The sequence below is a fragment of the Nocardioides sp. LHG3406-4 genome, assembly GCF_049897745.1.
Lineage (GTDB): Bacteria > Actinomycetota > Actinomycetes > Propionibacteriales > Nocardioidaceae > Nocardioides.
The window spans coordinates 510,885-521,898 of the sequence record NZ_JAFCWV010000001.1 but is presented as its reverse complement, the minus strand read 5'-3'; the positions used below and the strand labels follow the sequence as shown (position 1 = coordinate 521,898).

General features: G+C 67.9%; 11 protein-coding genes. 7 read left to right on the top strand and 4 right to left on the bottom strand.

Going from position 1 to position 11,014, the window contains the following annotated elements; genetic code table 11:
* Positions 1-124: 124 nt before the first annotated feature.
* A complete protein-coding gene (locus ACP7BP_RS02475) occupies positions 125-343 on the top strand; it encodes a hypothetical protein (RefSeq protein WP_426242156.1) in 219 nt (72 codons plus the stop codon).
* Positions 344-2,096: 1,753 nt separating this feature from the next.
* Here the strand turns inward: ACP7BP_RS02475 and ACP7BP_RS02470 are convergent.
* Positions 2,097-2,726, bottom strand: a complete 630-nt coding sequence (locus ACP7BP_RS02470; protein ID WP_426242155.1) for an FMN-binding negative transcriptional regulator — start codon at positions 2,724-2,726, stop codon at positions 2,097-2,099.
* A gap of 132 nt (positions 2,727-2,858) precedes the next feature.
* Here ACP7BP_RS02470 and ACP7BP_RS02465 point away from each other — a divergent pair, with 132 nt between their 5' ends.
* The 3 genes from ACP7BP_RS02465 to ACP7BP_RS02455 all read left to right on the top strand — a co-directional run bounded on the left by ACP7BP_RS02465 (position 2,859) and on the right by ACP7BP_RS02455 (position 5,329).
* Entirely contained in the window at positions 2,859-3,383 is a 525-nt protein-coding gene (locus tag ACP7BP_RS02465; RefSeq protein WP_426242154.1) for an NUDIX hydrolase, read from the top strand.
* 123 nt (positions 3,384-3,506) lie between these two features.
* Positions 3,507-4,298: a hypothetical protein gene (locus tag ACP7BP_RS02460; RefSeq protein WP_426242152.1), complete on the top strand. Its 792-nt coding sequence runs from the start codon at positions 3,507-3,509 to the stop codon at positions 4,296-4,298.
* Positions 4,299-4,330: 32 nt separating this feature from the next.
* Positions 4,331-5,329 (top strand): GNAT family N-acetyltransferase, encoded by a 999-nt coding sequence (locus ACP7BP_RS02455; RefSeq protein ID WP_426242150.1) that lies wholly within the window; start codon positions 4,331-4,333, stop codon positions 5,327-5,329.
* Positions 5,330-5,420: 91 nt separating this feature from the next.
* Here ACP7BP_RS02455 and ACP7BP_RS02450 read toward each other — a convergent pair whose 3' ends face one another.
* Together ACP7BP_RS02450 and ACP7BP_RS02445 are read right to left on the bottom strand one after the other, a co-directional pair.
* Positions 5,421-5,933 carry a flavin reductase family protein gene (locus tag ACP7BP_RS02450; RefSeq protein WP_426242149.1) on the bottom strand — a complete coding sequence of 171 codons (513 nt, stop codon included), beginning with the start codon at positions 5,931-5,933 and terminating at the stop codon, positions 5,421-5,423.
* A 16-nt stretch (positions 5,934-5,949) separates the two neighbouring features.
* The gene (locus ACP7BP_RS02445) at positions 5,950-6,987 is read right to left on the bottom strand and encodes an LLM class flavin-dependent oxidoreductase (protein ID WP_426242147.1); all 1,038 of its coding nucleotides are present in this window, start codon (positions 6,985-6,987) and stop codon (positions 5,950-5,952) included.
* A 466-nt stretch (positions 6,988-7,453) separates the two neighbouring features.
* Between ACP7BP_RS02445 and ACP7BP_RS02440 the strand changes: the two genes are divergently transcribed.
* The 3 genes from ACP7BP_RS02440 to ACP7BP_RS02430 all read left to right on the top strand — a co-directional run bounded on the left by ACP7BP_RS02440 (position 7,454) and on the right by ACP7BP_RS02430 (position 10,120).
* The gene (locus tag ACP7BP_RS02440) at positions 7,454-7,786 is read left to right on the top strand and encodes a winged helix-turn-helix transcriptional regulator (protein WP_426242145.1); all 333 of its coding nucleotides are present in this window, start codon (positions 7,454-7,456) and stop codon (positions 7,784-7,786) included.
* Positions 7,787-8,106: 320 nt separating this feature from the next.
* Positions 8,107-9,189 (top strand): aldo/keto reductase, encoded by a 1,083-nt coding sequence (locus tag ACP7BP_RS02435; protein ID WP_426242143.1) that lies wholly within the window; start codon positions 8,107-8,109, stop codon positions 9,187-9,189.
* A 19-nt stretch (positions 9,190-9,208) separates the two neighbouring features.
* Positions 9,209-10,120: an AraC family transcriptional regulator gene (locus tag ACP7BP_RS02430; RefSeq protein WP_426242141.1), complete on the top strand. Its 912-nt coding sequence runs from the start codon at positions 9,209-9,211 to the stop codon at positions 10,118-10,120.
* 480 nt (positions 10,121-10,600) lie between these two features.
* Here the strand turns inward: ACP7BP_RS02430 and ACP7BP_RS02425 are convergent, their stop codons facing one another.
* Complete coding sequence (locus tag ACP7BP_RS02425) at positions 10,601-10,966, bottom strand: pyridoxamine 5'-phosphate oxidase family protein (protein ID WP_426242139.1); 366 nt, start codon at positions 10,964-10,966, stop codon at positions 10,601-10,603.
* Positions 10,967-11,014: the final 48 nt, after the last annotated feature.

Sequence of the window (11,014 nt, the reverse complement as noted above, 5' to 3'; positions counted from 1 at the left end):
GCTGGCAACGCCCACCGAAGGCATCGGTCCACTCGTCGGAAACTCCGACGGGGCGGCGGTCCTCGGCGGGCTGTTGGGCCTGACGTTGGGGACTATTACCGGGTTCGTCGCAGGCGCCGTACTGATGTTCGTGATCCGTCGCGAGACGACCCGCTACAACCGCCCGACCGCCCGACTGCTGGCCGCGGGTGTCGCTGCCGTGTGCTGCCCGGCCGTGCTGCTTGTACTGACCAACATCGGCCGCGTCGAGATCGAGCAACTCGGCCTCACCCTCGCGACGGTCGCCGCTGTAGCAGCGGGAACGTTTGCTTGGCTGGCTGGCCGAACGCCAGACCGCGCCTGACACCGCCGAGGACAACCCAGCACGCGGACGCACCCGCCGAGTTCTGGACACACTCTCATCGGCATGTGCGTGCGTCTCGCCGTCCGCGGCGACATCCTTGAGACGCGACTTTCGGCGCAATCACACCTCACTCACAGTCGCCTCGCGTCCGTTGCGTCACCGGTGAGAATCCGAGTGACAATCGGATGAGAATCGACAGCGGATGTGAGCTCGCGAGTGAGTCGCACGACTCTCAGAAGCGAATGACACCTAGAAGGGCCCGGGGCGCGACGCCTCGGGCCCTTCTACGTTCTCTGTCGGCCGACAGTCGGGTGACGTATCGGACGACACATCGGATGAGGCGAGCCCCAGCCATCCACAGTGACCAGAACGGCGGTCGCGACAACGCAAGCCGTGGCGGCTAGCACAACGGCGCCGGTGCCGAGCCCTCGGCTCCGAGGCACACCGCGCGAGAGAAGGCCCAAGGGCAAAGCATCGCTGCACCCAAGTAAGACAGGACGCTGAAGAAGTACGTGAGAGCACACAAGGCGCTCAGCACGGCGATGACGAGTGAGATAGCACCAAGTGCGGGCGAGTCAAGCGTTGGATCTTCGCTCTGGTCCCAGCCCGTCGGTGTCGTCATGTCATCCCCCACAAAAGCGAGTGTAGGTCCGCAATCGGTCAGGCGCTCAGAGGAGAAGTAGGGACTGGCTGAACGCAGTTCGGCCCGAGAGAACGGGTCTCTCGGGTGTCGGACGACAGTCGGATGACGTATCGGACGACAGGTCGGATGAGCCGCTCGGCCCGCTACTCACTTTCCTCGTAGGGGCGGAGTTCCCAGCCGTCAGGGTGCGTCGTGAGCAACGGGTGTCAGGAAGCACTCGACCGTCGTGCTTGGGTGTGATCGCTGTTTCCCAGAAGGTGGCCGTCACCCAACGTTGGGTAGGCGTGAAGGCTGGGTGGCTGGGTGCGTCTGCAACGAGTCGTCGGCAAGCCTCCGCTTGTGCGTCGTTCAGGCTGGGTCGGTCGGCTTCGATTCGATGAGTACCCCGGCCTGTGGCAGGTGGAGGTACCACCGCTCCTTGCCGGTCTGGGTATAGGCGAATACGGCTGTGGGCGGCTGTGTTGGCGTGTCTGGCCATAGTTCGGCATCGAGGTCGCTCAGTGCTGCGTAGTAGTCGGGCCACACGCCGTCTATGGCTAGGAGCGCGTCTTCCAACTCGGATGCGGGTAGGTCGGGCTTGCGAGCCTCGACCGCTGACAGGAGGCTTCGGTGTCCGCGGACCCCTCCCCACAGCGCGATGGGAGCGAGCGCGAGAGCGGGGCCTGTTCGGTGCGTAACGACGTCGGCATTGAGTGACCGTCGGGTGCCGACCGTTCCACCTGCACTGCCATGAGCGACAAGGGAGGCGAATTTGTAGAACGTGTACTGGTCAGCCAACCCGTGCCTAGTGGACGACACGAACGGGCGCAGCGCCGTTGGTGGGCGGAGAGGCGCTACGGCGACGTGTGCCCGCGCCTCGGCATATCCGGATGACTGAGGTCCCGAGGGATCGCCCCTCGGGGCCTCAGTTCGACGCTGAAGTTCTAGTCAGAGTGACTCAACTGATCACGCGGTGTCTGATCACCTGTCTGATCACCTGTCTGATCACGTGTCCGATCACCTGTCGTTTTCAGATCAATTCTCTGTCGTCTGACGTCTCGGGCCGGTGCCTCACCTGACAGGGTTGTCGACATCAGCGCATCCGGATCCGCCGATGAGCGTGTGGGGGCCTCAGCCTTCCTCGAGCCTCGACGCCATCTGCTCCGCGACCCCCTGTTCTTCCGCGCGGCCACTCTCACGTAGCCCCGCGACGACACCCTCGCGGTCGGCTCGCGAACGGTTCTGGCTGAGTTTCGCCTTTCCCTCCACGCGCGTCACCGTCAACTCGACACCGACGATTCCTCGCAACTGTCCGTCGATGTAGGAGCTCGGCGCGTCGGTGACGTCCCAGCGTTCCTCGCGGCTCTGCTCATGCTCATTGGTCAGTTCCTCCACGGCCATGCGAAGCCACTCTGTGTCCTCATGCACTCGCGCCAGACCGGCCAGGTGGACGGCACTGTAGTTCCACGTCGGTACGACCTTGCCGTGCTCGGCCTTCGCTGCGTACCAGGACGGTGACACGTAAGCCTCTGGGCCGGTGATGATGACGAGTGCAGGTGTATCGGGTGAGATCTCACGCCAGTGGGAGTTGGCCTTCGCGAAGTGCGCGATCACTCGGTCGTCTCGCCACAGCACGGGGAGATAGGTGGCGGAAGGCGCAGCGTCCTTGCCATTCGTCACCAACCAGCCCGCGCGCGCCCGGGCAACGAACGTCCGCAGTTCCGCTTGATCGTCGGCGCGGTTGAACGTTGGGGTGTACATGACTTCACGCTATATCGCGGGGAGGATCGGACTCGTCCGCCCATGCCGCGATCGGTGACCGCAGCGGAACGCCCGACCCGAGTGAGCGCGACCGGCTTGCGGCCCGGCCGCTGGTCCCCTGAGGATCTGTCCATGAGCGAGACGCCTGTCACGGCGAGGCTGAGACGTGCCGTCCGGGCGATCATCCTGGCCGACGATGACCGTGTCCTGTTGTGCCGCTTCAGCTTTCCGCATCCGGCTGTGCCGACGGGCGCTCCGGGCGTATGGGCGGCCCCCGGCGGCGGCATCGAGCCCGGTGAGCTGCCGCTGGCGGCACTGCGCCGAGAGCTGCACGAGGAGACGGGGCTTGTCGTCGACGTCGACGCCCACGTGCCTCACGTCTGGCACCAGGAGGTCGCCGTACCCGACCATGCGGACGGGTACGACGGGGTGGTCAACGACTACTTCCTCATCCGCACCACGCGCTTCGATCCTCGTGGTGCGCTGTCCGATGACGACCTCGCCGCCGAGCACATCAGCGGGATGCGATGGTGGCGGCACGACGACATCGCCGAGTACGGCGGAGCCGACCTGTTCTCACCCCGTGACCTCGCCACACCGCTGGCGGCGCTGATCGCCGGTGACGTCCCGGACCCGCCGGTGATGCTCGGCCTGTGATCTCTTTTAGGCCACTGGTCGATGGGCACCTGAACGAGGTCCTTCTCGTCCGATTCCCCGGCGGAGCGCGTCCGGAAGAACTAGCGTCGCCACGTCGTTCACCTCGCCCATCCTAGGAACCCAATGAACCGTTCGACCAAGGTCACTCTGTCCGTGGTTGCCGCTGCCGGACTCTTCGTCGCAGGTAGCGCCACCGGCGCCGTCGCCGGCAAGCTCGTCACGGGCGATCAGATCGCGAAGCAGACCATCACCGGTCGCAACATCGCTCCGCAGAGCGTCGGCATGCACAAGTTGAAGCCGGGCTTGCGCGTGGCCATCGCCGAGGGTGAGGAGGGCGCCGTGGGCCCGAAGGGCGACAAGGGCGAGCAGGGCGTGCAGGGCGCCGTAGGCCCGAAGGGCGACAAGGGCGACAAGGGGGACAAGGGCGAGACCGGCGCCGCCGGCACGAACGGCACGCCGGGGGTCAACGACGTGTCGCTGGCCATCACTGATGCCACCACTCCGGGCGCCAGTCAGAACAGCGGGTACTGGGTCGTGCCGCTGCCGGGCGACCAGCTCGACGGAGGTAGTGACTCCGAGGTCGACCTGCTGACCTTCGACCTCACGGCCGGGCGGTACCTCGTCGACGTGACGGCGCAGTTCTACAGCCTGAACCCCGCCCACCCCGAGAACTACGGCGTAGTCACCCTCTACCGGGGCCCCGACGGCGGATCAGCCACCAACATCCCCGGCACGCTCTTCACCGCAGACCTGCCCGACAACCCCGCCGCCGACAACGCCGGGCAGACCAACGGCAGCCAGATCATCGAGGTCACCGCGCCCACGACCATCTACGCCCGCGGGTCCTTCCGCACAGGCGACACGAGCCACCAGGCTGTCGCCGGCGCTCAGGCCGTCATCTCTAGGATCGGCTGACCGCGACACCGCGAGGAACCGAGGCAAACCGCATGACTGACATGTACGGCCCACCGGGCCTGGCGACACCCGCGTTGCGGGCGCTGGGCACGACCGACCGCGACGACCTCGTGCTGCGTTCCCTGACCGGGGTGGACGAGGTGGAGCTGTTCAACCAGCTTCCCTACACCCTCAACCACGAGCTCCCCGACGACCTCGACGCCGGGCGACGCCGCCCGGACTGGATGTGGGTAGCCCTGCGAGGCGGCCGGCTCGTGGCCAGGGTCGCTTGGTGGGGCCGTCCGGACGAGTCCAGCCCGCTGCTGCTCGACGTCCTCGACTTCGACCCCGGTGTCGAGGACGCGGCCGCGGTCGCAGAGGCGCTGCTCCTCGCCGCCGCGGCGTCCGTCCTGGACCCGGCGTCGCCGACTCCGGAGTACGGCAGGTACCTCTCCGCCGGATGGCGCGACGACCCCTCGGAGCGGGCGATGGTGGAGTCGCTCAAGGGCATCGTCGAGCGCGCCGGCGCTACGTCGTCGAACGAGCGGCTGCGTCTTGAGTGGCGGCCGGAGACGCCGGTGCCCGCGGGCGATGCGCGCCTGGCGTTCCGTGATGTGGAGGGTGACGAGCTGCTCGATCTCATGGCGCGTGCCCTGGCCGGCACCCTCGACGTTCGAAGCCGCGCCGACCTGCGTGACGGTACGCCGGCGCTGGCAGCGAGACGGCACCACGACGAGGAGTTGGCCCGATACACCAGTCCACGGGAGTGGTGGCGCGTGGCGACCTTGGGCGAAGGCGGCGACCCGGTCGGGTTCGTCGTACCCGCTCGCAACGCCTACCACGCCGTGATCGCCTACCTCGGCGTCCTGCCCGAGCACCGCGGCCGCGGCTACGTCGACGGCATCCTCGCAGAAGGCACCCGCATCCTGGCGGCCCACGACGTGCCCCGCATCCGCGCCGCGACAGACGTCGACAACACACCCATGGCGGCCGCCTTCAGCCGGGCCGGCTATGTGAGCTTCGAGCGCGCCATCACCATGACGTGGGACTGACCCGGAGCGCGAGATCGCCCACCTGCCGAGGCGACCGCGGCGCGGCGTCGCTGGAGTACGCCGCGGTCCTCCTCGCGGCGAGGCCCGGCGGTCACGGGCCGGGGTGTGACGTCACGACGTGGTAGTCACCGGAGTGGAAGACCAGCGGCGTACCGCCGCTCACGTCGTACCGTCGCACCTCGCCGAGGATGATGAGGTGGTCACCTGCCTCGATGTGACGGACGGTGCGGCACTCGAACCGCGCCACCGCGCCCTCGATCAAGGGCAGCCCGCCGATGCCGTCGGTCACGGCTACGTCCTCGAACTTGTCCCGCACCTGCGTGGCAGACAGGGCGAATCGGCGCGCGAGATGGCGCTGCTCGGCTGCGAGCACGTTCACCGCGAAGTAGGGTGCGCGGGTCAGCTGGGGGAGATCCGAGGCGGTCCTCGAAGGGCTCCAGGAGATCAACGGCGGATCCAGTGAGACGGACGTGAACGAGTTCGCCGTGACCCCGATCCGGGACCCGGTGGAGCCGCGCGTCGTGATGACGATGACCCCGGTCGGATACTGGCCCAGCGCCTGTCGGTAGTCGCGAACCACAAGGCCAGCCGAGGTGTCACTCACGACGCGGCCATGCGCGTCATAGGTCGTCACTGACGCCGAGCTCAGCGCGTACGCGTGGCGCGACTTCTGTGCCGAGCAGCTCGATCGAGGCGAGGACGTCTCGGTGTGGCATGCCTCCGATGTCCATCTGCAGGAACTGACGTTGATGACCGAGATGCTGGTGGAGGTCGATAATCCGCTCGGCGATCTCGACAGGGTCGCCGGCGAAGACCATTCCGCCGGGGGAGTAGTTCGCTTCGACCGACTCCCACCTGGACGGGAGGGACCGGCCCGCGAGCGCGAACGACGCCATCTCGTGCTGCTGGAAGCGCTGCTTGGTCGCGCGGCCCTCACGGCCGACGAACCCGTGGCTGGCGAGGGAGATCTCCATGCGTTGCGGGTCGACACCTGCCTGAGCGGCGCTCTGGCGATACATCGTCCCCAGCTGGCCCCAGTGCTCGGGCGTGCCGCTCAACGCGCCGTAGGAGACGGGCAGGCCTGCAGTGCCGGCCCGCACCGTCGAACCTGGGTTCCCGCCGGTGCCGAGCCAGACCTTGAGCGGCTTCTCCGGGCGAGGGACCACCAAGGCCTCCTCCAGGGGTGGCCGGAACGGGCTTTCCCAGCTGACCCGTTCCTGGGAGTTGATCGCCAGGAGCAGACCGAGCTTGTCGGCGTAGAGGCGGTCGTAGTCGTCGAGGTTGTGACCGAACAGCGGGAAGGACTCTGTGGAGGAGCCGCGGCCGGCAATGATCTCGACCCGGTCGCCGCTGACGATGGCAGCGGTGGCTGCCTGCTGGTACAGCCGGATCGGGTCGTCGGTTGAGAGCACACTGACCGCGGTCGACAGCACGATGGTCGACGTCATCGCAGCCGCGGCGTTGATGACCGACAGGGGAGCGGACACCGGCACCTGCTCGTGGTGGTGCTCCCCGACCCCGAAGAAGTCGAGACCCACTTGCTCGGCGACGCGTATCTGCTCGAGGACGTTCCGCACCGCCTGCGCACTGGTGACCATCGTGCCCTCGGAGTCGCGTCCCGCAACGCCGAAGCTGTAGGCACCGAGCTCGAACCTCACGCGTAGCTCACCGCTTCGACGCGAAGAGCGAGCACAGCGCTGCATCTGAGCTCTGGTCTGTCCGACCGCGCCCCGAGGCCCTCCGCGGCCGTGGGTCTCGTGCAGGCTTTGAACGGATGATCCTGGGATGCGGTCAAGGCGATCGAGGACAAAGAGGGCTACTTTCTGAGGCGTTGGACGAACTGGCTTGTCTTGGGCAGGCGGAGGCGGTTTTGCGTCTCGGATAAAGTGCGTGACGTCCCGATCTCGAGCCGGTCAAGCCCTTCTTCGGGCGCCGGCGCCAGCGTTGCTATCGTTCACAAGCATCTTGGGAGCATTCAGGAGCGAGGTCAATCAGGCACTTTTCAATGCCTCGGTTCCTCGGAGGTAACCACGGAGGTAGACCATGTCCGACGCGGCCCCTGCTGCTCTCCCGACACCTCGTCTCGATTCCGATGGGGGCCCCGGGTGCCGAGCGCGCGAGGTCTTGGATCTGGTCGCCAACAAGTGGTCACTCGGTGTCGTCGACACTCTCGGCGCCGGCCCGAAGCGGTTCACGGAGCTCAAGCGCTCCATCGAGGGCATCAGCCAGCGGATGCTGACGGTCACCCTGCGTGGTCTGGAACGAGACGGGGTCCTCACCCGGACCGTCTACGCCGTCATGCCGCCCAACGTCACCTACGAGCTCACCCCGATGGGCAGGACGCTGCTCGATGCCACGCGACCCGTCGTTCAGTGGAGTCTCGCCAATATGGCCGCCATCGACGCGGCTCGTGCGGAATTCGACAGCAGACCGAAGCAGGCTCCTGGCAATAGCTGAACTTGGCCCCGACAGGAAAGCGCTGAAAGCGGGTCGTCCAGAGGAATAGCCAGGCCGGTGGAATTTCGCGGAAGTATCCGAAGAGCTGCGAAGTCGACGGCGACAGAGATTCACAGCCGCGTGCCTTCCGCATTTCGCGCACTAAGCCATTCGCAGCGGCTTCCGGAGATTTCCGGACCCCTTCGGCCCGGTTGCCTCCCCTGCGCGAGAGGAATGTGCAAGTCAGAGCGCGGATGTGTCTACGTCGTGCAGGCGCACCGGATGTTGGCTGGAGGAAGTCGGTCCGACCCATCGGACCAGAACCTTCGGAAGGCGTTCCCATGCCGCTCGACCACTACGTGACCCTGGGCCGTTCCGGACTGCGGGTGAGCCCATTCGCCCTCGGCGCCATGACGTTCGGCGAGGACCCCGGCGGCGCCGGCTGCAGTGTCGAGGAGTCCCAGCGGATCCTGGCGCGCTACCTGGAGCTCGGCGGCAACTTCGTCGACACCGCGAACTTCTACACCAACGGCCACTCCGAGCGGATCCTCGGCGACTACTTCGCCGCTCGCCCCGGGCTGCGCGACCGGGTGGTGCTGGCCTCGAAGTTCTTCGGCAACATGCACCCGGGCGACCCCAACGGTGGTGGTGCCGGGCGCCGTTCGATCGTTGCCCAGCTCGAGGAGAGCCTGCGTCGGCTGCAGACCGACCACGTGGACCTCTACTGGCTCCACAACTGGGACCGGCACACGCCGATCGAGGAGACGATGCAGGCGCTCGACGACCTCGTCCGGTCCGGCAAGGTCCGATACCTCGGCTTCTCCAACGTTCCCGCCTGGGTGACCGCCCAGGCCCAGACGATGGCGAGCCTGCGTGGCTGGACGCCGCTGGTCGCGCTGCAGGTGGAGTACTCCCTGCTGGCGCGCACCGTCGAGGGCGAGATCGCCCCGCTCGCGCTCGACCAGGGGCTGGCGCTGACGCCCTGGAGCCCGCTGAAGAACGGCTTCCTCTCCGGCAAGTACCAGCGCGGCGCCCAGGTCGCCGACTCCGCACGTACCGCCTTCGTGGGCGGACCCACGGAGGAGGAGTACGCCGTCATCGATGTCGTGGGCGAGGTCGCCGACGAGCTCGGGTCCACCGCAGCGGCGGTCTCGCTCGCGTGGCTCCGCGGGCGGCCGGGCACAGTCGTGCCCATCGTCGGGGCGCGTCGGCTCGACCACCTCGAGGGCAACCTCGCGGGCCTCGACGTCGCGCTTGAGGAGGAGCAGGTCGCGCGCCTCGACTCGGTGTCACTGCCCACGCTCGACTACCCGGCCCCGATGCACGGCGCTCTGCGGGCGATGCTCCAGTTCGCCGGGGCGACGGTCGACGGAGAACCGTCGGAGGTCTACCCCCCGCTCCTGCAGAGCGACGTCCGGTACTGAGGCTGGGTACCTTCGGACCGTGGACATCGGGACCCGGCTGGCGGAGCTGCGGACGCTGATCCTGCGGCATGCTTCGCGCGGGAGCGAGGGTGGCGACGGTGGCGCGGGGCTGGCGTTCAGCGTCGTTCGCGCCCCGACGGCGCCCACCTCCTCGATCGCGGAGCCCGTCCTGGCGCTCGTCGCCCAGGGGGTCAAGCGCCTGGCCGTGGGGGAGCAGGTCTTCGACTACGGCGCGGGCGAGTACGTCGTCGTGACGGTCGACCTGCCCGTGACGGGCTTCTTCGCCGAGGCGAGCGAGGAGGCACCCTTCCTCGGCGTCGGCCTGGACCTCCGACCCGAGATCGTGGCGTCGCTGCTGCTGGATCAGACGGCCCCCGCAGGTGCGGGCGCCGCCCGGCCGGGGATCGGCGTCGCCCGCGCCCCTGCCGGGCTGCTCGACGCGGTGCTTCGGCGGGTACGGCTCCTCGACGAGCCGGCAGACGCGCGCGTCCTGCAGCCACTGGTCGAACGGGAGATCATGTGGCGGCTCCTGGCTAGCCCGCAGGGTGCGATCGTGCGCCAGATCGGCCTCGCCGACAGCAGCCTGACCCACGTCGGCCGCACCATTCGGTGGATCCGCACGCACTACGCCGAGCCGTTCCGCGTGGAGGAGCTCGCCGATCAGGCGGGCCTGAGCACGTCGGCGTACCACCGGCAGTTCCGGGCCGTGACGACGATGAGCCCCATCCAGTTCCAGAAGCGGATCCGCCTGCAGCAGGCCCGGCTGCTTCTCGCCAGCGGCGCTGAGAACGCCACCGGGGCGGCGTACTCCGTCGGCTACGACAACCTGTCTCAGTTCACCCGGGAGTACCGCAGGGAGTTCGGGATGACGCCGGGCCGGGACGCGGCCGGCCTCCGGCCCGTCACCGTGGCGGCACCCGGCCTGCCCTGATCACATGAAGCGCAGCCCCCAGGTGAGTACTGCGGCGCATGCGCGCAGGCAGGCAAGGGAGGAGCGTGGCCTCATCCACCCGACACACGAGGAGAATGCCAGGGCATGAGGATCTCGCTGAGCAATCCGACGACCAGCTCGAGAAGCCCTGCGAACCCTGGGACGGACGCTGGTCCTGATCGTCGGCCTGGCCGGCAGCGTGGTGCTCGGCTACGTGACAGTGCTGGCGATGATGATCGTGGCCGTCGCGCTCGGTGCCGCTCCACTGCTGGCGGATGCCAGCACTCCGCAGCAGCCCTGGGTCACTCCCGTCGCTGTTGGATCAGGCGTGATCGTGTGCGGTCTCGGCTGCTGGGTCAGTGTCCGGACGTTTCGTCGCCGTCGCTGAGCAGGTCGGCCAGGAGCCCTGCCGGATGTGTCTAGTAGGTGCGGACTCGCGTGGGAGTCACCCGGATCACCGCTGAGTACTCGGCGAACAGGTCATCGGGCGTCAGCTCCGCCGAGCGCAGCGACTGCTCGTACTTCTCCGTGTACACGGCGGTCGCGTTCGCCGATCGGTTCGGGGTCGAGCTCGGCGACTCCTTCGAGCGTGACGACGCCGCCATCACGCTCGGCCTGCCTGTCGATCTCGAGGTGCAGCGCGACGTGGGGGTTGCCGCGCAGGTTGCGGACCTTCTGGCTCTCAGGCTGGCTCAGGATGAGGAAGCTGGCGCCGTCCCAGAGAAAGCCGACCGGGGATGCCTGCGGTCGTCCGTCAGGCCGCACCGTCGTGATCCAGATCTCCTGCTCGTAGAGCAGCCGCTGCTCGGCGTGCGCGGTCGCCTGGTCGTCGAGGCCGGGAAGCATCCTCGCAACCTAGCCGAGCCCGTCAACCCGGCGGCATCGCCGACCTGG

Bases quoted from the DNA above. Each gene is read 5' to 3' on its own strand.
- ACP7BP_RS02475 (WP_426242156.1), top strand. From the start codon at position 125: ATGTTCGTGATCCGTCGCGAGACGACCCGCTACAACCGCCCGACCGCC.
- ACP7BP_RS02470 (WP_426242155.1), bottom strand. From the start codon at position 2,726: ATGTACACCCCAACGTTCAACCGCGCCGACGATCAAGCGGAACTGCGG.
- ACP7BP_RS02465 (WP_426242154.1), top strand. From the start codon at position 2,859: ATGAGCGAGACGCCTGTCACGGCGAGGCTGAGACGTGCCGTCCGGGCG.
- ACP7BP_RS02460 (WP_426242152.1), top strand. From the start codon at position 3,507: ATGAACCGTTCGACCAAGGTCACTCTGTCCGTGGTTGCCGCTGCCGGA.
- ACP7BP_RS02455 (WP_426242150.1), top strand. From the start codon at position 4,331: ATGACTGACATGTACGGCCCACCGGGCCTGGCGACACCCGCGTTGCGG.
- ACP7BP_RS02435 (WP_426242143.1), top strand. From the start codon at position 8,107: ATGCCGCTCGACCACTACGTGACCCTGGGCCGTTCCGGACTGCGGGTG.
- ACP7BP_RS02425 (WP_426242139.1), bottom strand. From the start codon at position 10,966: ATGCTTCCCGGCCTCGACGACCAGGCGACCGCGCACGCCGAGCAGCGG.